Source organism: Pseudoduganella sp. LjRoot289 (assembly GCF_964252925.1).
Lineage (GTDB): Bacteria > Pseudomonadota > Gammaproteobacteria > Burkholderiales > Burkholderiaceae_D > Rugamonas.
This window is the reverse complement of the sequence record NZ_CAXUPN020000002.1, coordinates 153,869-173,067: the sequence shown is the minus strand read 5'-3', so window position 1 is coordinate 173,067 and position 19,199 is coordinate 153,869. Positions and strand designations below refer to the sequence as shown.

The 19,199-nt window shown below is 65.6% G+C and carries 18 protein-coding genes; 8 read left to right on the top strand and 10 right to left on the bottom strand.

Going from position 1 to position 19,199, the window contains the following annotated elements; translation table 11 throughout:
* Positions 1–92 precede the first annotated feature (92 nt).
* Both ACSQ8Y_RS29030 and ACSQ8Y_RS29025 read left to right on the top strand, forming a co-directional pair.
* On the top strand, positions 93–1,616 hold the full coding sequence (locus tag ACSQ8Y_RS29030) for an ATP-binding protein (protein ID WP_436270048.1): 1,524 nt from the start codon (positions 93–95) through the stop codon (positions 1,614–1,616).
* Position 1,617: 1 nt separating this feature from the next.
* Positions 1,618–2,226 carry a response regulator transcription factor gene (locus ACSQ8Y_RS29025; protein ID WP_436270047.1) on the top strand — a complete coding sequence of 203 codons (609 nt, stop codon included), beginning with the start codon at positions 1,618–1,620 and terminating at the stop codon, positions 2,224–2,226.
* Between the two features lie 44 nt (positions 2,227–2,270).
* Here ACSQ8Y_RS29025 and ACSQ8Y_RS29020 read toward each other — a convergent pair whose 3' ends face one another.
* On the bottom strand, positions 2,271–4,238 hold the full coding sequence (locus ACSQ8Y_RS29020; RefSeq protein ID WP_436270046.1) for a glycosyltransferase: 1,968 nt from the start codon (positions 4,236–4,238) through the stop codon (positions 2,271–2,273).
* 53 nt (positions 4,239–4,291) lie between these two features.
* Between ACSQ8Y_RS29020 and ACSQ8Y_RS29015 the strand changes: the two genes are divergently transcribed.
* From ACSQ8Y_RS29015 to ACSQ8Y_RS29005, 3 genes are all read left to right on the top strand, one after another.
* Positions 4,292–5,554 (top strand): O-antigen ligase family protein, encoded by a 1,263-nt coding sequence (locus ACSQ8Y_RS29015; protein WP_436270045.1) that lies wholly within the window; start codon positions 4,292–4,294, stop codon positions 5,552–5,554.
* Positions 5,551–6,594 (top strand): lipopolysaccharide heptosyltransferase II, encoded by a 1,044-nt coding sequence (gene waaF / locus ACSQ8Y_RS29010; protein ID WP_436270044.1) that lies wholly within the window; start codon positions 5,551–5,553, stop codon positions 6,592–6,594. The genes ACSQ8Y_RS29015 and waaF overlap by 4 nt, the downstream gene beginning before the upstream one ends.
* Before the next feature lie 184 nt (positions 6,595–6,778).
* A complete protein-coding gene (locus ACSQ8Y_RS29005) occupies positions 6,779–8,290 on the top strand; it encodes a diguanylate cyclase domain-containing protein (protein ID WP_436270043.1) in 1,512 nt (503 codons plus the stop codon).
* A 78-nt stretch (positions 8,291–8,368) separates the two neighbouring features.
* On the opposite strand, the gene ACSQ8Y_RS29000 is transcribed toward ACSQ8Y_RS29005, so the two are convergent.
* Positions 8,369–9,106: a substrate-binding periplasmic protein gene (locus ACSQ8Y_RS29000; protein WP_436270042.1), complete on the bottom strand. Its 738-nt coding sequence runs from the start codon at positions 9,104–9,106 to the stop codon at positions 8,369–8,371.
* A gap of 128 nt (positions 9,107–9,234) precedes the next feature.
* Between ACSQ8Y_RS29000 and ACSQ8Y_RS28995 the strand changes: the two genes are divergently transcribed.
* Genes ACSQ8Y_RS28995 through ACSQ8Y_RS28985 form a run of 3 tightly spaced genes read left to right on the top strand, consistent with a single transcriptional unit; the run spans position 9,235 to position 11,920 of the window.
* Complete coding sequence (locus ACSQ8Y_RS28995) at positions 9,235–10,023, top strand: hypothetical protein (RefSeq protein WP_436270041.1); 789 nt, start codon at positions 9,235–9,237, stop codon at positions 10,021–10,023.
* A gap of 4 nt (positions 10,024–10,027) precedes the next feature.
* On the top strand, positions 10,028–10,825 hold the full coding sequence (locus ACSQ8Y_RS28990) for a dCTP deaminase domain-containing protein (protein ID WP_436270040.1): 798 nt from the start codon (positions 10,028–10,030) through the stop codon (positions 10,823–10,825).
* Positions 10,826–10,855: 30 nt separating this feature from the next.
* Positions 10,856–11,920 (top strand): thiamine-phosphate kinase, encoded by a 1,065-nt coding sequence (locus tag ACSQ8Y_RS28985; RefSeq protein ID WP_436270039.1) that lies wholly within the window; start codon positions 10,856–10,858, stop codon positions 11,918–11,920.
* Between the two features lie 17 nt (positions 11,921–11,937).
* Here ACSQ8Y_RS28985 and rng read toward each other — a convergent pair whose 3' ends face one another.
* From rng to ACSQ8Y_RS28945, 8 genes are all read right to left on the bottom strand, one after another.
* Positions 11,938–13,401: a ribonuclease G gene (rng, locus tag ACSQ8Y_RS28980; protein ID WP_436270038.1), complete on the bottom strand. Its 1,464-nt coding sequence runs from the start codon at positions 13,399–13,401 to the stop codon at positions 11,938–11,940.
* A gap of 43 nt (positions 13,402–13,444) precedes the next feature.
* Positions 13,445–14,065 (bottom strand): Maf family protein, encoded by a 621-nt coding sequence (locus ACSQ8Y_RS28975; protein WP_436270037.1) that lies wholly within the window; start codon positions 14,063–14,065, stop codon positions 13,445–13,447.
* A gap of 19 nt (positions 14,066–14,084) precedes the next feature.
* Entirely contained in the window at positions 14,085–14,555 is a 471-nt protein-coding gene (gene rlmH, locus ACSQ8Y_RS28970) for a 23S rRNA (pseudouridine(1915)-N(3))-methyltransferase RlmH (RefSeq protein WP_436270036.1), read from the bottom strand.
* Between the two features lie 3 nt (positions 14,556–14,558).
* On the bottom strand, positions 14,559–15,287 hold the full coding sequence (gene rsfS / locus ACSQ8Y_RS28965) for a ribosome silencing factor (protein WP_436270035.1): 729 nt from the start codon (positions 15,285–15,287) through the stop codon (positions 14,559–14,561).
* On the bottom strand, positions 15,287–15,949 hold the full coding sequence (locus ACSQ8Y_RS28960) for a nicotinate-nucleotide adenylyltransferase (RefSeq protein WP_436270034.1): 663 nt from the start codon (positions 15,947–15,949) through the stop codon (positions 15,287–15,289). Before ACSQ8Y_RS28960 ends, rsfS begins: the two co-directional genes overlap by 1 nt.
* A 35-nt stretch (positions 15,950–15,984) precedes the next feature.
* On the bottom strand, positions 15,985–16,896 hold the full coding sequence (gene hemF, locus ACSQ8Y_RS28955) for an oxygen-dependent coproporphyrinogen oxidase (protein WP_436270033.1): 912 nt from the start codon (positions 16,894–16,896) through the stop codon (positions 15,985–15,987).
* A 126-nt stretch (positions 16,897–17,022) separates the two neighbouring features.
* Positions 17,023–18,291 (bottom strand): phosphoribosylamine--glycine ligase, encoded by a 1,269-nt coding sequence (gene purD, locus ACSQ8Y_RS28950; RefSeq protein ID WP_436270032.1) that lies wholly within the window; start codon positions 18,289–18,291, stop codon positions 17,023–17,025.
* 78 nt (positions 18,292–18,369) lie between these two features.
* Positions 18,370–19,095 (bottom strand): YebC/PmpR family DNA-binding transcriptional regulator, encoded by a 726-nt coding sequence (locus ACSQ8Y_RS28945; protein ID WP_436270031.1) that lies wholly within the window; start codon positions 19,093–19,095, stop codon positions 18,370–18,372.
* Positions 19,096–19,199 lie beyond the last annotated feature (104 nt).

Sequence of the window (19,199 nt, the reverse complement as noted above, 5' to 3'; positions counted from 1 at the left end):
ACCGGCTGACAATTCGCGATCAGCTTACGGGTAACCCTTACTTTCACCATATGCGCCTCGCCTTGGCACGATTGCACGGACCATTATTTTTCTTGCTATACCTGCTGTTCGATTGGCTGACCTATATCGATCCGCTGTATGGCTTGAACATCACGCCCTGGAACCCCGACCCGGCGCTGGGCCTGGTGTACTGGCTGCGCTATGGCAGGCGCGCCGCCGTGCCCTGGTTCCTGGCGCTGCTGGGCAGTGAAATCCTGCTGCGCGGGATGGTGGCGGGGCCGCTGCACTCCATGCTGGTCGCGCTCAGCCTGACGGCCGGCTACGCGCTGATCGGCGAGGGTTTGCGCCGCAACTTCAGCACCAGCACCATGTTCGACAACCGCGAGCGGCTGATGACCTGGCTGGCGGTGGTGGCGGCCGGCACCCTGCTCAACAGCGTAGCCTATGTGGCGCTGCTGTCCTCGGCCGGGCTGATCCCGACCGGGCAGGGCGCGCTGGCCGTGTGGCGCTTCGCCATCGGCGACGTGGTGGGGGTGATGGTGTCCATGCCGCTGATCTGGATGCTGGCCAGCGAGGATGGCCGGCAGCGCCTGCGCGCCGCGCTGTGGCGCTGGGAAACCCTGGGCTACCTGGTGCTGGCCGTGTGCGTCATGTGCGCCGTGTTCGGCTACATCGCCAAGGCCAATTTCAAGCATTTCTACTTCCTGTTCCTGCCGGTGATCTGGGCCGCCACGCGGCACGGCGTGTACGGCGCCGCGCTGATCGTGTTTACGCTGCAGCTGGCCATTGTCACCTTGATGCGCTGGACCAACGCGGCCGACATCGAAGTGTCCGAGCTGCAGATGCTGGACGCGGTGCTGGCGCTGGTGGCCTTTTTCATCGGCATCGTGGTCGACGAGCGGCGCCAGGTGGCCGACGAGCTGAAGCACACGCTGCGGCTGGCGGCGGCCGGCGAGATGGCGGCCGCGCTGGCGCACGAGCTGAACCAGCCGATGACGGCGCTGTCGGCCTACGGCAAGGCGTGCGAGCACCTGCTCGAGCGCGGCGAGACGGGCGACTTGCTGAAGGGGGCGATCCAGCGCATGATCGTCGAGTCCGGGCGGGCCGCCGAGGTGGTGCGGCGCCTGCGCGACTTTTTCCGCACCGGCGCGCTGCGGCTCGAGCCGGTGCAAGCCGGGTCGCTGCTGGCGTCCATCACGCAGCAGTTCTTCGGCCAGTGCCGGGAGCAGGGCGTGGAGCTGGCGGTGGCGCAAGCGCCTCAGCTGGCGGTGCTGGCCGACCGCATCCAGGTCGAGCTGGTGCTGCGCAACCTGCTGGCCAACGCGCTCGACTCGGTGGCGGCCTGCCCGGCGGGCCAGCGCCGCATCGTGCTGTCGGCGCAGGCGGTGGAGGGGGCGCGGCTGCGCATCACCGTCGAGGACAGCGGCGCCGGCGTGTCCGAGGCGCTGGCCCAGCGCTTGTTCGAACCCTTCGTGTCGTCCAAGGCCAGCGGCCTGGGCCTGGGGCTGGTGCTCAGCCGCGCCATCGTCGAGGCGCATGGCGGCGAATTGTGGGCCGAAGTGAGCGATCACGGCATATTCCGTTTTATACTGCCGGCCCTGGAATCGGGAGAGTAGCGTGACATTGGATCTGACCGTATTTATCGTCGACGACGACCCCTCGGTGCGCGACGCGCTCGGCATGCTGCTGGGCGTGCGCGGCTATCGCACCGCCGTGTTCGGCAGCGGCGAAGCGGTGCTGGAAGCGTGGCGGCCGGAGTGGGCCGGCTGCATGCTGATCGACATCCGCATGCACGGCATGGACGGGCTGGAGCTGCAGCAGCGCCTGGCGCAGCTGGGCAACCGGGTGCCGGTGGTGATCGTCACCGGCCACGGCGACGTGGCGCAGGCGCGCGCCGCCTTCAAGGCGCAGGCGCTGGACTTCCTGGAAAAGCCCTTCGACGACGCCAAGCTGATTGCCGCCATCGACGAGGCTTTCTCGTCGGAAGCGCGGCAGCGGCGCCAGAGCAGCGCGCGTGCGGACACGCGCGAGCTGCTGCGCGAGCTCACGCCGCGCGAACGGGAAGTGATGGAGCTGGTGGTGCTGGGGCGGCACAACCGCGAGATTGCGCCGGCGCTGGGCATCAGCGTGCGCACGGTGGAGGTGCACAAGGCGCGGCTGATGAGCAAGCTGGGCGTGGGCAACGTGGCCGACCTGGTGCGCATCGCCATGCTCGACGCCGGCTGAGATGGCGGCTTAGTTGGCGGCTTAGGCGCAGCGCGCCGGGCTGCTTATCCGGCCTGCGCCTCGCGCTGCACGGCGCGGGTGCGCGCCATGCGCTGCCACAGCTTGACCCTGCGGCTGATGGTTTGCTGCAGATGGAACGCCACGCTGCCCGCCACCGCGCTGCGCACCTGGCGCGCGGTGCGCAGGTCGGCCTTGTGGCTGGTCGAGATCAATTGCCCGTCGCTCATGCTGGCCAGCACCTGCCGCAGGGGCGTAAACAGGCCTGCCAGGAAGGCCTGCGTGGCGTCGCTGCGGGCCAGCTTGCCCTGCGCGGCGGGCAGCTGGTAGGAATTCTTGATGGCGCCGATATAGAAGTGGCAGGCGGCCGCGTCGAACTGGGCGCGCACGGCGGCGCTGGCGCCGGCTTGTTCGAAGTCCTGCTTGGCCGAGGCCAGCGCCGAGGCGAAGTCCACGCACCAGCCGGCGCTGATCACGCGCGTGATGCTGAGCGGATGCTGGCGGTAGGCCAGCAGCACGGCCGGCACGTAGTACAGGCTGGCGCAGCGCAGCAGCAGGCGCGGCACCACGGCCACGTCCTCGAACAGGCGGCCGGACGGGAAGACCGGCGCCGGCAGCTGGGCGTAGATGTCGCGGCGGAATATCTTGCACCACACATACATGTGGCGGTCGGCGAAAAAGGTCGCCATCAGGCCGTCGCGCTCGCGCAGCAGGGTTTCCGGCTGGTAGCTCAGCGCGATGTCGCGGTCCTTGCCCGGCGCGTCCGGGTGCCACATGCGGAAACCGGTGGCGATCACGTCCGGCCGCTCGGCGGCGATCACGCGGTCCAGGTGCGCCAGCGCGCCCGCCTGCAGCTCGTCGTCGCTGTCGATGAACAGGATGTATTCGCCGCTGGCCTGTGCCAGGCCGGCGTTGCGGGCGCCGGAAATGCCCTGGTTGGCCTGCGTCAGCACGCGCGCCGCGCAGTGCGGGTTGGCTTCAAACAGGGCGCGCGCGGCGGCTGCGGTGCCGTCGGTCGAGCCGTCGTCGACCACGATCAGTTCGTGGCGCGCGTCCATCTGCGCCAGCACCGGGCCCAGGCAAGCGGCGATAAAGGCTGCCGCGTTGTAGGCCGGAATGATGATGCTGATGCTGTAGGGGCTGGGCATGGCGGCGCTGACGGGAAGGGCGGACGCGGCGTGGGCAGGCGTGGACGGGAACGCCGGCCGCAGGCCCTGCGCCGCCAGCACGGTCTTGTCGGCGGCGCGCTGCAGCACGATGTGGCGGTTGCGGTCTTCCAGGCTGCGCTCGTTTTCCTTGTGCCACAGGTGGTAGACCTCGGTGGCGAAAGCGCCTTCCTTGCGCATCACGCCGGCGTTGAACAGGCGCACCACCAGGTCGGAGTCCTCGTGGCCCCAGCCCTGGAAACTCTCGTCGAAGCCGTTCACGGTGGCCAGGTCGCTGCGCCACACGCCCAGGTTGCAGCTTTTGATGCGGCGCCAGCTGAAGCGGCGGCTTTCGCGGCCGAAGTCCGGCAGGGTCAGCACGGTCTGCAAGTATTTGTTCAGGTCGCCGGCCAGGCGCAGCTTCAGCTTGTCCCAGCAGGTCAGCCCACGCAGGCTGATGCGCTCGGCCAGCAGGCGCAGCGTGTAGCCGGGGCTGAGCAGCACGCGGCTGCCGGTGACCAGGTAGCCCGGCTTGGCCAGCTTGCGGTGCTGGCTGATGAAGCTCGGCTGCGGCATGCAGTCGCCGTCGAGGAAGATCACATAGTCGCCGCTGGCGGCCAGGATGCCCTGGTTGCGGGCGCGCGCGGCGCGGAAGCCCTCGTCCGGCTGCCACACGTGCAGCAGCGGCACCGGCGAGCGCCGCTTCAGGTTCTCTATGCACTGGCGCGTGTTGTGGGTGGAGCCGTCATCAGCGATAATGATTTCGAAATGATTATCATCCTGGCAGAAGCATGCCTCGAGCACCGCCGCTAGCGCGTCGGGCCGGTTGTAGGTCGTGATAATGACGGAAATTTTTGACGCTTGTTGCATGAAGTGGATGCTGCCTGTGCTGATTTTTGCAAGAATAAGCTCACAAAACATTAATGAATAATACTTTTACAAAAAAAAACATTCTGCAAGACAACGCACTATCTTATCTCATCCACAGCCTGGTCTTCCTGTTGCCCACCCTGGCGCTGGTCACGCGCTTCGGCGTGAGCGCGATGGGATTTGGCTTTTTGCTGGCCGCGGCATTCTGCTGGCGCGCCGCCAAACCCCGGTTTGTGCGCCATCTTACTGAGATCCGCTTCGTTTTAACAGCGTTAGCTTGCAGTTTCGCCTTTGCGCTGGCCGGCATGCTGGTGCACGCGGACATCGGTATCCGCGCGCTGGAGAAGCCCAGCCGTATGTTTTTCTGCGTAACCGTGCTGCTGGCGGTGCTGGCCGTGCGGCCCAGCCGCAAGGCCTTGTGGGCCGGCCTGATCGCCGGCACGGTCGGCGGTGCGGTGTTTATTTGCTATCAGCGCTGGGGACTGCGGATCGACCGCCCCGGCGGCTTTATTAATTCTATAACATTCGGCGACATTGAGCTCTGCATGGGCATGATGTGCCTGGCCGGCGTGCTCGATTTCAAGGGCCGGCAGGCGCTGTGGCCGGCGCTGGGCGCGCTGGCCGGCCTGCTCGGGTCGGTGGCCAGCGGCACCCGGGGCGGCTGGATCGCCATCATTTTCGCCGCGCTGCTGTTCCTCAAATACGGCCATTTCCTGCGCTCGCGCGCTGCCAAGGGCTTGCTGGCGGTGGTGCTGGTGCTGCTGGCCGGCAGCTTCCTGGTCGAGCAGACCGGCGTGCGCCAGCGCCTGCGCCAGGGCGTGAGCGACGTCGACAACTACGTCAAGGGCGGCAACGCCTTCACCAACGTCGGCGTGCGCCTGGAATTGTGGAAGGGCGGCCTGGCGCTGGCCGCCGAGCATCCGTGGCGCATCTCCACCACCAGGGAAATCCACGCCGAGCTGGAGCGCGAAGTGGCGGCGGGGCGCTTGAAACCCTTCGTGCTGGACGCCGAGCATTTTCACAACGACATGATGCACGTGCTGGTGTACGGCGGTATTCCCGGGCTGCTGGTCTACCTGCTGTCCATGCTGGCGCCGTTCCTGTTTTTCCTGCGCATCTTGCGCAACCACGAGTCGGCCAGCCCGGCCGTCATCGCCCCCGCGCTGGCCGGCCTGCTGCTGGTGGTCGGCTATTTCAGCTTCGGCCTGACCGAGGTCATCTTCTGGTCCATCCTGAGCACCATGTTCTACGTACAGATGCTGTTCCTGCTGATGGGCTTTTGCCTGAACGCGCAGGACGAAGGAAAAACCGTATGAGCGACCTGGCAGGCCCGCGCACGCTGGTCATTTCACCGAACTGGATAGGCGACGCCGTGATGGCGCAGCCCCTGCTGCGCCTGCTGCGCGCGGCCCATCCGGAGCGCCCCATCGACGTGCTGGCGCCGCCCTCGGTGGCGCCGGTGTGGCGCCAGATGGCCGAGGTGGACGAGGTGCTGGAAACGCCGTTCCGCCACGGCCCGCTGCAGCTGCGCGAGCGCTGGCGCTACGCGCGCCAGTTGCGCCGGCGCGGCTACGCGGCAGCCTACGTGCTGCCGAACACGCTCAAGTACGCGCTCATCCCCTGGCTGGCCGGCATCCGGCAGCGGGTCGGCTACAAGGGCGAAAGCCGTTACGGCCTGATCAACGTGATGCACTTCGACGACGTGCCGCCGCGCCCCATGGTGCCGTTCTACGCGGCGCTGGCGCAGGCGCCGGACGCGGCGCCGCAGACTGTGCCGCGCCCGGCGCTGCAAGCGAGCGGCGAGCAGATCGCCGCCGCCTGCGCGCGCGCCGGGCTGGACCCGCAGCGCCCCATCGTGGCTTTCGCGCCCGGCGCCGAATTCGGTTCCGCCAAGCGCTGGCCGGCCGGCCATTTCGGCGCCCTGGCGCAAGCCATCGTGGCGGCCGATCCGCAAGCCCAGATCGCGCTGCTCGGCTCGCCCAAGGACAAGGAGGTGTGCGCCGAGGTAGTGCAGGCCGCCGGCCCCGCCGCCGCCGCCGTGCACAACCTGGCCGGGGCCACCAGGCTGGCCGAGGCGGTGGCCCTGATCGCGCAGGCCGGCGCCGTGGTCAGCAACGATTCCGGGCTGCTGCACATCGCCTCGGCGCTGAACCGGCCGGTGATCGCCATCTACGGCCCGACCGATCCCGGCCACGCGCCGCCGTTCTCCGACATCGCCGCCTCGATCTCGCTGCGGCTCGAGTGCGCGCCGTGCCGCCAGCGCGAATGCCCGCTGGGCCACCAGGACTGCATGCAAAAGATCGCGCCGGCGCAGGTCTGGCAGACGCTGCAGCCCATGCTGGCTTCGCCTCGCTGAGTGGGGTATATCGTCTATTCCATCCCGGCGCGCGCAGGCCTGGCGTATGCTTACCCGTATGCTTGATCAATTCCTTAAGCAACTCCCTAAGCGGCTCCCTAAGCGACTCCTTAAGCGGCGGCGTGACCGCTTGCCCGACCGGGCGCCCGGCACCAGGCGGTTTCCCCTCACCTTCTGGGCTGCCGTGTTCGTTGCAGTCGTCTGCCTGTCGCTGGTGGCGATCGACGGCTGGCGCAGCCTGAACGCTCGCGCCGAGCTGCTGGGCGCGTCCGAGCGCAACACGTCCAACCTGGCGCGCGCGATGGCGCAGCACGCGGACGACACCATCACCGCCGCCGACACCTGCCTGGCCGACATCGTCGAGCGCATTGAAAGCGACGCCGCCGCGACCGTCCGCGCCTCCGCCCCGGCCATGGAGCGGCTGCACCGGCTCATGGTGGCGCAGGTGAACCGCCTGCCGCAGCTCAATGGCCTGTTCGTGTACGACGAGGCCGGCAACTGGGTGGTCAATTCGCGCCCGGTCATGAACCTGGCCTATAACAACGCCGACCGCGAATACTTCGTGTTCCACCGCACCCACACCGATGCCGGGCCGCACATCGGCGTGCCGGTGGTGAGCCGCTCCACCGGCAAATGGGTACTGCCGGTGTCGCGCCGCCTGAACCGGCCCGACGGCGGTTTCGCCGGCGTGGCGCTGGCCACCATCGACTTCGACTATTTCACCGCCTTCTACCAGAGCCTGGACATCGGCAAGCACGGCGCGGTGGCGCTGCTGCACAACGAAGGCATGATGCTGGTGCGGCGGCCGTTCGACGAAAACCGCATCGGTTCGAGCATCGTCAACACGCCGATCTACCGGCAGTTCCAGAGCACCAGCCGCACCGGCACCGGTTTTTTCCGTTCCACCCAGGACGGCGAACTGCGCCTGAACAGCTACCGCGCGCTGGAGCGCTACCCGCTGTTCGTGACGGCGGCGCTGTCGCGCGACGAGGTGCTCGAAGGCTGGCGCCGCGACACCATGCTGCATTCCTGCGGCGTGCTGTTGCTGGCGGTGCTGCTGGCGCTGTTCGGCAAGCGGCTGATCCAGCAGATCGAGATGCGGCTGGAGGCCGAGAAGGAATTGCTGAAGGCGCGCGACGCGCTCGAGAGCCTGAACCGCAGCCTGGAGAAGCTGGCGCTGCAGGACGGGCTGACCGGGCTGGCCAACCGGCGCCAGTTCGACGTCACCCTGGGCAGCGAGTTCAGCCGCGCGACACGGGCCGGCACCGAGCTGGCCTTCATCATGATCGACGTCGACAGCTTCAAGCAGTTCAACGACCTGTACGGCCACAGCGCGGGCGACGACTGCCTGCGCACGATCAGCAAGGCGATCCGCACGCAGACGCCGAAGCGGCCGGGCGACCTGGCGGCGCGCTACGGCGGCGAGGAGATCGGCATTTTGCTGCCGCTGACCGACTTGGCCGGGGCGCAGGCGGTGGCCGAGCGCGTGCGCAAGGCCATTTTCGAACTGCGCATCCCGCATGCAGGCAGCGCCTTCGGGGTGGTCACCATCAGTGCCGGCGTGGCCGCCGTGCGGCCGCAGCGCGGCGTCGACGAGCCGGGCGCGCTGATCGAAGCGGCCGACCAGGCCCTGTACGCCGCCAAGGCCGCCGGCCGCAACCGCGTGCACAGCGCGCCGGCAGCGCGCGCGGCCTAAGCTGCGCGCCGCGATCAAGCGCTGTCGTGCCTGCGCCGGTCGGCATACTGGATGGTTGCCGCGCCGGCGAGCTGTGGCTCACTCGGGCGCAAAGCCCCGATAACCGTATTGCTGCAGGATGCGTGCGTGCGTGCCGTCTTTTTGCATGTCGGCACATGCTTTTTCCCACCTGGCGGCGCTGGCATCGTCCATGCGGCGCCCGGCCGCCAGATAAACGTGGACCGGCTGCAGCACCGCGCCCAGGCGCAGGCGCAGTGCGGCGGAGCCCAGCTGGCGCTGCTCGTGCTCGGCGATGCTCTGCGCCACCATCCACACGTCGATGCGTCCCCTGGCCAGCTTGCCCGCATTGGCGGCCGAACTGACCGCAGGCTCCATGCGCGTGAACTCCAGCGCGCGGGCCAGTTCCTCCGACGGGCTGCCCATCACCACGCCCAGCCGCAATGCCCGCGCCTCCTCGACCGTGGCGATGCCCACATCGGTCGCCGCGCTGGCCACCAGCAAGATGCGGTCTTCCCACAGCTTGCACAGCCAGCGGTACTGGTTTTCCAGCAGCGGCGAGCGCGCCAGCGTACCTACCGAATCCGGCGCGCCGCTCAGCAACACCAGTTCGCGGCGCAGCGGCACCGCGATGACCGGGCCGGCATGGCCGGTGCGGCTGCGCAGATCGAGCATCATCTCGTACAGCACGCCGCGCGGCACGCCCTTGTCGCGATAAAACAGGGGCGCCACCTCGTAGACGTACATGGCGGACGGCTGGGCGCCCAGCGGCTGGCCGGTCGCCATCAGCAGCGCCGCCAAGGCGGGGAACGTGTGCATGCGTAGCGGCATAAACAGGGAAATTCCGAAGGGATATAACGCCAGCGTAGCACGCCGCGCGATGCTTGCGGCTTAGGCTACGCGGCGCCGCTGCGCGCCGCGTGCGCTGCTATGATGGCGGTAAGCTCTTGACCAACGTCGCCCCGTGCCAAGGTGTGGTGTACGATTTGCTTGCGGCATCGCTCCGGGCTATCATCGCTGCGCGCCTGAGGAGGGCTTCTTTCTTGTACCGGGAAAAAATGTCTAGCTATAAAAAGTTGATCGAAACAATGGCATCGTTGGATTTCAGTAAGTCCACTGCGATGGCGTTCTTGCGGACGATCGACAAGGCTCTCGTTATTGAGGCATTGGCGGATGTCATCGCCAGTGAGGCATTGCTGTCGGCGATTGCGGCGGATTCCTACATTCATCAACTTGAGTTTGAAAAATACGTCATCGGCAAAGTGTCTGCCAACGGATTATGGCTGCGCTTGCATCATTGGCCTTCATCTGTTGTTGAGTCCCGCCAGGATATTCATAGCCATTGCGCATCGTTCGCGTCCCGCGTGCTCAATGGAAGCCTCAGACACGCGCATTATCGGAAGATTCCCGGCGACGGGTATTCCGAGTATCAGTATCGTTTCGATGAATCGACCGGTGTCGGTGGCAGCGTTCTATCGGGCTACACTGGTCTGGAAAAATACTCGTTTGACGAGCATCATGCAGGCAGTGTCTACTGCGTGGATGAAAATCTTTTGCACCAGGTCGTGGCCATAGATGAGGGCACTATTACGCTGTCGCTATGGGCGCGCCGGGCAAAAGATGCGATTGTGCTGAGGCCGAATGGCCCGGACGCGACCAATGCTTCAGCCAAAGCTGGTATCGCTGTCCCGTTACTGCGTTCGAAACTGGACACTATTATAAAAAGACTGGGATGAGTTCATGATTTTGTCCGATGGCGAGATTGCGTTTATTAGTTCGACATTAATCGCCCCGTATTCGGCTGGAAATTTGCGCCGCGCGTCCTATGACTTGACGGTCGGAGCCGAATATCTGATCAGTAAGCCCGGGAACGAAGGCAGCGGAATGCCGCTGGAATCGACGCCACTGCGCGATGGGCAGTCTTTTGATATTCCGCCCCATGCGGTGTGCTATGTGCGATGCAAAGAGAAGATCGCACTGCCGGATGACTTGATCGCCAGAGTATCCCTCAGGATGACCTTTATCAACTCAGGCCTGATGCTGGCGGCTCAGCCGCCATTTGACCCCGGCTACAATGGCTATGTGATTGTGATGTTGCACAACTTGTCCAATCAGCCGTGCCAGCTTCAGGAGGGCTGCCGGATTGTGACGATGGAGTTCAGCAAGGTGACCGGGGTGCTGTGCGGCAACACGGCGCGCTCGAATAATGTCGCGACGTTGGAGCAATCCTTGAAGCGGCGTGTAGTCAGCAGCTTGCAGGATCTGGAGGCCAAGACCAAGCGCACGTGGAAAGTGGTGGTCGGGGCGCTGGGGACGATGCTTGCCGTGACAGCCCTGCTGTTTGCGGTACCGGCGGTCGTTGTGATGACACAGTACGACACGCTGAAAAGCAGAATCGAGTTTGCTGAAGAAAAAGGCAAAAAACAGGAGGATATTCTGGAGGCGCAGAATAAGGCGATTGAAGCGCAAAAGGAGCAACTGGCTGAATTGAAGCGTCAGTTGGATGCCCTGGCGATGCCTTCCCCGAATAAGAAATAGCGTAGCTTGTTTTCGAATTAAAGAGGTCGTATGCCTAGCATGAAATCGATGGGTGAGAAGGAGTTTCTCCGAGGGTTGCTGCCGTCGCTCCGTGTCGACAAAAATTTTGTGAATGGCTTCGGCCATGACGCCAGCATCGTCGACATCGGACTTGAGAAGAACATCGCCTTCAAGATCGACCGTGCCGCCCGCCCGGTCCTGCGTGGCCGGAATCCGGACTGGTTCAAAGTATGGGGCCGTTTGGCGGTGGTGTCGAATCTCAGCGACTTATTGGCGGTGGGTGCTGAACCGAAGTCGTTCATGGTGTCGATCATCGTGCCCGGCGACTATGATGCGGCCGACATCGCCGACATTGTTGCGGGTTGCCAGGGCGCCTGCGAAGAACATGGCGTCAGCTTTGTGGGCGGCGATACGAAGGAGGGCGCTGATGCCCAGGTGGTCGGGTCGGCGTTCGGCGTGGTTGGGCGTGGCCTGGAACTCGGGCGGGGCCGCGCCAAGCCTGGTGACAAGCTGGTCATTGCCGGCCAGGTCGGTGGATTTATGGGGGCCTACGCCCTGTTGCGTGCCAGCGACGATGTTTGTCACTCCGGAGTGAACGAGCGGCTGTGGCGCTATGTTTCTCATCCCTTGCCCCAGATAGGCACCGCCCGCGCCATGTCGACGATGCAGGTCGCGGCGGCGGCGTGTGACCTGAGCGACGGACTGGCGGATGCGATCGACATTTTTTGCGGCGACAGCGTCGGGATTACGATCCAGGGCGCCGCGCTGCCCTTGCATCCGCTGGCGGCGGAAGCGGGGCGGGCGCTCGGCATGGACGCCGTGAAGCTGGCATTCGGCGTGGGAGATTGGGCGCTTGCGTATGTCCTGCCATCGGAAAAAGTCGCGCAGTTTCTTGCCCAGCGTCCGCCCGATCTGGCCATCGCCATCGTCGGCGAATTTACAGCGGGTACGGAGCGCGTTATCGCCGCGCCAAATGGCACTACCGTACCGGCACCGACCGTCATCAACGAACATTTTCGCGATCGCCTGGAGGATGAGGCATCCCGCTATGCCGAAGCGTTTGCGATCGGCGTAGGCTCAAGCAGCGCTGGATAGCGGCGCTATCAGCCTCTTCACATCAGTATCACGTCGTACTGCTCCTGGTGGTAGGAGTTCTCCACCTGCAGCGAGATCTTCTTGCCGATGAAGTCGCCCAGCATCGCCAGGTGCTGGGATTCCTCCTCCAGGAACAGGTCGACCACCTCCTGCGAGGCGAGGATGCGGAATTCGCGCGGGTTGAACTGTTTGGCTTCGCGCAGCAGTTCGCGCAGGATCTCGTAGCAGATCGTGCGCGAGGTCTTCACCTGGCCTTTGCCGGCGCAGGCCGGGCACGGCTCGCACAGGATGTGGGCCAGCGACTCGCGCGTGCGCTTGCGCGTCATTTCCACCAGCCCCAGCGCCGAGAAGCCGCTCACCGACACCTTGGTGCGGTCGCGCGCCAGCGTCTTTTTCAACTCCGTCAGCACCGCGCTGCGGTGCTCGCTGTTCTCCATGTCGATGAAGTCGAGGATGATGATGCCGCCCAGGTTGCGCAGCCGCAGCTGGCGCGCGATGGCGTGCGCCGCCTCCAGGTTGGTCTTGAAGATGGTGTCGGCGAAGTTGCGCCCGCCGACGAAGCCGCCGGTGTTGACGTCGATGGTGGTCATCGCCTCGGTCTGGTCGACGATCAGGTAGCCGCCGGATTTGAGGTCCACGCGCCGGCCCAGCGCGCGCAGGATCTCTTCCTCCACGCCGTACAGGTCGAACAGCGGCCGCTCGCCGGTGTAGTGCTGCAGGCGCGGCAGCACGCTGGGCGTGTAGGTCTGGGCGAAGTCGGTCAGGGCGATGTAGTTCTCGCGCGAGTCGACCTGGATGGTGGCCGTCTCGTCGTGCACGAAGTCGCGCAGCACGCGCTGGGCCAGGCTCAAGTCCTGGTGCAGCAGGCTGGTGGCGGGCAGGGTGCGCCCGCCGTGGCAGATCGCGCCCCAGGTCTTGCGCAGGTAGTCGACGTCGGCGGCCAGGTCGGAATCGGACGCGTCCTCGGCCTGCGTGCGCACGATGTAGCCGCCTTTTTCCTCGGCCGGCAGCAGTTGCTGCAAACGCGTGCGCAGCGATTCGCGCTCGGATTCTTTTTCGATTTTCTGCGACACGCCGATGTGGTTGTCCTGCGGCAGGTAGACCAGCATGCGGCCGGCGATCGAGATCTGCGTCGACAGGCGCGCGCCCTTGGTGCCGATCGGGTCCTTGATCACCTGCACCGTCAGCACCTGGCCGTCGAAGAGGATCTTCTCGATCGGCGTGGGGGCGGCGTTCTGGCCGTCGTGCGGACGGGCTTCCCAGATGTCGGCCACATGCAGGAAGGCGGCCCGTTCCAGGCCGATGTCGATGAAGGCGGACTGCATGCCGGGCAGCACGCGTACCACCTTGCCTGAGTAGACGTTGCCCGCCAGGCCGCGCGTGAGCGTGCGCTCGATGTGCAGTTCCTGCACGGCGCCCTGCAGTATCAGGGCGACCCGGGTCTCTTGCGGGGTGATGTTGATCAGGATGTCTTCGTTCATGGAATGTTGCCGCTATGGTTATGAACGAAGATCATACACGCCCTTAGGGCAACGGCAAACCTGCCTGGCGCAGCAATTGGGCCGTTTCGTACAGCGGCAGGCCCATGATGCCGGAATGGCTGCCTTCGATGTGCTCGACGAACAGCGAGGCCAGGCCCTGGATGCCGTAACCGCCGGCCTTGTCGTAGGGTTCCTGGGTGGCGCAATAGGCTTTGATGGCGCCGGGCGAAAGCGGGCCGAAGCGCACTTCGGACACTTGCGTGAGCTGCAGCGCCAGGTTGTGGTGGTGCACCGCGATGGCCGTCATGACCTGGTGGGTGCGGCCCGACAGCTGTTCCAGCATGGCCACCGCCTCGGCATTGTTGGCCGGCTTGCCGAGGATGGCGCCGTCCACCGTGACGGTGGTGTCGGCCGCCAGCACCGGGCGCGAGACCAGATGGCGCCGCTGCACCAGGTTCCAGGCGAAGGCGGCTTTCTCGGCCGCCACGCGCCCTACGTATTCATAGGCGGTCTCGCCGGGCACCACGGCCTCGGTGACGTCGGCGCCGCGCGGACCGTCGCTGCGCAGCAGCAGCAGTTCGAAATCGATGCCGATCTGGCGCAGCAGTTCACGCCGCCGCGGGCTCTTGGAGGCGAGGTAGATCCGTTTGTCGATCGGTTTCATGGTTTATTCTTTCACCGTTCTACACGCGATGATAAGGGTGGTTCTGCGTGATTGTCCACGCGCGGTACAACTGTTCGGCCAGCATCACGCGCACCATCCCATGGGGGAGCGTCATGCTGGAAATACGGATCAGGCCCTCGGCCCTGGCCTTCAGCGCCGGGTCCAGCCCGTCGGCGCCGCCGATCAGGAAGGCGGTGTCGCGGCCGTCCTGCTGCCACAGCTCCAGCTGCTGGGACAGGCCGACACTGGTCAGGTCCTTGCCGCGTTCGTCAAGCGCAATGATGCGCACCGATTTCGGCAGGGCCGCTTCGATGCGCTCGCGTTCCAGCGCCATGGCGGTGGCGGCCGTCTTGCTGCCCGAGCGCTCCACCGGCTTGATTTCCTTGAGCACGATGCGCAGCTCGGGCGGCATGCGCTTCGTGTACTCGCCGAAGCCGGACTCGATCCAGGCCGGCATCTTGTGTCCGACCGCCGCGATAATGAGCTGCACTGCTTACTCGGCGGCGGCTTTTTTCAGGCGCTTGATGACCGTCTTGGCTGGCGCTTCGGCGGCTGCCTTCAGCTTGGAGGCGACCTTGGCCTTCTCTTCGCGGTTGGCCTTGGTGGAGGCAGTCAGCGATTTGGTCGCGCCCACTTTCACGGTTTTGCCTTCCGGGACCGACGGGTCGATCGGGGTGGCTTTCTTGCGCGGCTTCTTCACTGCCACGTCGTCGCTGGCGGCCGCTTTCGGCTTGGCCTTGGTCACGCCGGGCTTGCGCGCGGCCGGGGCCTTCTTCTCGATGACAGGCTCGGCGGCCTTCTCGGTCTTGCCGGCAGCCAGGTGGCTCGACACTTTCTTGGGCACGCTCGCTTCCGCGCCTTCGGTGGTCGACTTGCGCTTGGCCGCGCCCAGCTTGACCGGCTTGTCGCCCCACAGCTCTTCCAGGCGGTAGTAAGCGCGGATCGGCGCCTGCATGATGTGGACGATCATGTCGCCCAGGTCGACCAGCACCCACTCACCGGTGTCCTCGCCTTCCATGCCGACGACGTCGCCGCCGGCGGCCTTGACCTTGTCGCGCACCGAGGCGGCCAGCGCCTTGGTCTGGCGGTTCGAAGTGCCGGAAACGATGGCGATGCGATCGAACAGGCTGGTCAGGTGGGTGGTGTCGAACAGTGCGATTTCCTGGCCTTTGACATCTTCCAGGGCGTCCACGACGAGGGTTTGCAGTTTTTTAATATCCATTATTTCTTGTAAAGATTATGTTGTTCAATATAGTCTAGCACTACCGGCGGAATAAGTAAGGATAGCGAGCCTGGCTTATTTCCGCGTTGTAATGCCGCACGGATGCCGGTGGCCGACACATCCAGCGCCAGATCGGGCGCCAGACAGGTCAGTCCAGACGGCGTGTTTCTTATCTGCTCGGGCGTAGCCGCGCGCCGGGCGAATTCTTGTGCCACTGCCGGGGGCAGGGCGCCCAGCTCGAAGCCGGGGCGGGCCGCCGCGCACAAGTGCGCCAGCCCGAATAAATCTTGCCAGTCATGCCATGTATCGAGCCGCTGCAGCTGGTCGGCGCCCATCAGGAAAGCGATGGAAGTCTGCGGCCCCAGTTCGGCGCGCAGCTCGCGCAGCGTGTCGACGGTGTAGGTCGGCTGGCCGCGTTGCAGCTCGCGCTTGTCCACCACCACCGGGTAGGGCTGGCCGGCGAAGGCCAGTTCGACCATCTCCGCGCGCTGCTGCGGGCTCGCTGCCAGCGCGGCCTTCTGCCACGGCAGCGCCGGCATCACCCACAGCTCGTCGGCCTGCAGCAGCGCCATGAAATGCGCGCCCAGTGCGACGTGGCCTGCGTGTACCGGATCGAATGTGCCGCCCAGCAGGGCGACGCGGCGTGCCATGGTGTCTTGCATGGGCGCCGGCAAGGTGACGGGCAAGGTGACGGGCACTAAGCCAGCCAGTCCCGGTGCGGCAGGAAGTCGGTGTACAGCGCCGCTTCCGGCGAACCGGGTTCAGGGTGCCAGTCGTAGCGCCATTTCACGACCGGCGGCATCGACATCAGGATGGCCTCGGTGCGTCCGCCCGACTGCAGCCCGAACAGGGTGCCGCGGTCGAACACCAGGTTGAATTCGACGTAGCGGCCGCGCCGGTAAGCCTGGAAATCGCGTTCGCGTTCACCGTATGGGGTGTCCTTGCGGCGCTCCAGCAGCGGCAGGTAGGCGGCCAGGAAGGCGTCGCCCACGCTGCGCACCATGGCGAAGCTTTGCTCGAAACCGGCGGCGTTGAAGTCATCGAAGAAGATGCCGCCCACGCCGCGCGCTTCCTTGCGGTGTTTCAGGTAAAAGTACTCGTCGCACCAGCGCTTGAAGCGCGGGTGCAGTTCGTCGCCGTAGGGCGCCAGCGCGTCGGCGCAGGTCTGGTGGAAATGGCGCGCGTCCTCCTCGAAGCCGTAGTACGGCGTCAGGTCCATGCCGCCGCCGAACCACCACACCGGCGTGCCGTCGGCGGCCGTGGTGCTGAAGAAGCGCACGTTCATGTGCACTGTCGGCGCGTAGGGGTTGCGCGGGTGCAGCACCAGCGAGACGCCGGTCGCCTCCCATGCGCGGCCGCCCAGTTCCGGGCGGGCCGCGGCGGCCGAGGGCGGCAGGGCCGCGCCGGTCACGTGGGAGAAATTGCAGCCGCCGCGCTCGAGCACATTGCCTTCCTCGACCAGGCGCGAAATGCCGCCGCCGCCTTCCGGGCGCTCCCACGCGTCGCGCAGGAAAGGCGTGCCGTCGAGCGTCTCCAGCGCCTGCACGATGCGGTTCTGCAGGTCGAGCAGGTAGTCCTTGACGGCGGCAGGGGAGGGCGAAGACGACATTCGGCGGGAGGGATAAAAAGTGGAAGGACGGGATTGTAGCATGCATGGATTCCCGCTTTCGCGGGAATGACAAGCGGCGTGTCATCCCCGCGCAGGCGGGGATCCATACTTAATGTGCAGTTCGGTTTAGTGCTTGAGCCCGCGCCAGCCGATGTCGCTGCGGTATTGCATGCCGTCGAAGTGGATCTTGTCGACTGTTTCGTAAGCCTGCTTCTGCGCCATCTTGATGCTGTCGCCCAGGCCGACCACGCACAGCACGCGGCCGCCGTTGGTGACCAGCTTGCCGTCCGCGTCGGTGGTGCCGGCGTGGAAGGTGACCGCTTCAGGCGTTTCGGCCGGAATGCCGTCGATGATGTCGCCCTTCTGCGGGCTGTCCGGGTAGCCGCCGGCTGCCAGCACCACGCCCACCGCCGTGCGGCGGTCCCATTCCAGTTCCACCGCGTCCAGCGTGCCGTTGACGGCGTGTTCCATCACCGTCAGCAAGTCCGTCTTCAGGCGCGCCATGATGGGCTGGGTTTCCGGGTCGCCCATGCGGCAGTTGAATTCCAGCGTCTTCGGATTGCCGGCCGCATCGATCATCAGGCCCGCGTACAGGAAGCCGGTGAACGGGATGCCGTCCTTGTGCATGCCTGCGATGGTGGGGTTGATGATCTCGCGCATCACGCGCGCGTGCATGGCCGGGGTGACGATGGGGGCTGGCGAGTAGGCGCCCATGCCGCCGGTGTTCGGGCCCTGGTCGGCGTCCTGCAGGCGCTTGTGGTCCTGCGAAGTGGCCAGCGGCAGGATGTTCTTGCCGTCGCACATGACGATGAAGGACGCTTCCTCGCCGGCCAGGAATTCTTCGATGACGATGCGCGCGCCGGCGTCGCCGAAGCGGTTGTCGGCCAGCATGTGGTCGACCGCCTGGTGCGCTTCTTCCATGGACATCGCCACGACCACGCCCTTGCCGGCGGCCAGGCCGTCGGCCTTGATGACGATGGGCGCGCTCTTGGCGTCCAGGTAGGCGTGCGCCTGCTTGACGTCCGAGAAGGTCTGGTACTCGGCGGTCGGGATGCCGTGGCGCTGCATGAAGGCCTTGGCGAAATCCTTCGACGATTCGAGCTGCGCCGCTTCGCGGGTCGGGCCGAACACCTTCAGGCCGCGTGCGCGGAACAGGTTGACGATGCCGGCCGCCAGCGGCGTTTCCGGACCGACCACGGTCAGCGCGATGTGCTCGTTCTCGCAGAACGCGGCCAGCTCGTGCAGGTCGGTGATGTTGATGTTCTGCAGGCGGCCGTCGCGCGCCGTGCCGCCATTGCCCGGAGCGACGTACACCATCTGCACGCGTTCCGATTGGGCCAATTTCCAGGCCAGTGCGTGTTCGCGGCCGCCTGAGCCGACTACCAAAATTTTCATAGGACCGTTCTCAAATCTAAAACTGGGAGAGCGGCCCTGCGGCCGCCGGGGGAAAGCAAAAAAAAGCGCTGGCCGCGATCAGTCTTCGATCAGGGCGTTGGAGAATACTTCCTGCACGTCGTCCAGGTTTTCCAGCGCGTCGAGCAGCTTTTGCATCTTGGCCGCGTCGTCGCCGGTAAACACCGTTTCGGTGGCGGGCTTCATGATGATCTCGGCCACTTCGGCCTTGAAGCCAGCCGCTTCCAGCGCGTCCTTGACGGTGGAGAAGTCGTGCGGACCGCAGATGACTTCGAAGCCGCCTTCTTCGTCGGCCACCACGTCTTCGGCGCCCGCTTCCAGGGCCGCTTCCATCAGCTTGTCCTCGTTCACGCCGGGCGCGAACAGGAACTGGCCGCAGTGCTTGAACATGAAGGCCACCGAGCCTTCGTTGCCCATGTTGCCGCCGTTCTTGTTGAACACGTTGCGCACTTCGGCCACCGTGCGCACGCGGTTGTCGGTCATGCAGTCGACGATGATGGCCGCGCCGCCGATGCCGTAGCCCTCGTAGCGCACTTCCTCGTAGCTGGCGCCGTCCTCGCCGCCGGTGCCGCGCGTGATCGCGCGTTGCACGTTGTCCTTCGGCATATTGGCGTCGGCCGCCTTGTCCACCGCCAGGCGCAGGCGTGGATTGGAGGTCAGGTCGCCGCCGCCCATGCGGGCCGCAACCGTGATCTCCTTGATCAGGCGGGTCCAGATTTTGCCGCGTTTCGCGTCCGTTGCAGCCTTTTTATGCTTGATATTGGCCCATTTGCTGTGTCCAGCCATGTTCAATCTTCCTTCGACGGTATGCCAGTGAGGCCGATATTTTAACATAAGGCCACCTTCCGGAACCGCCGTGGCGCCGCGGCTGGCTCCGTGGGTCATGTAAT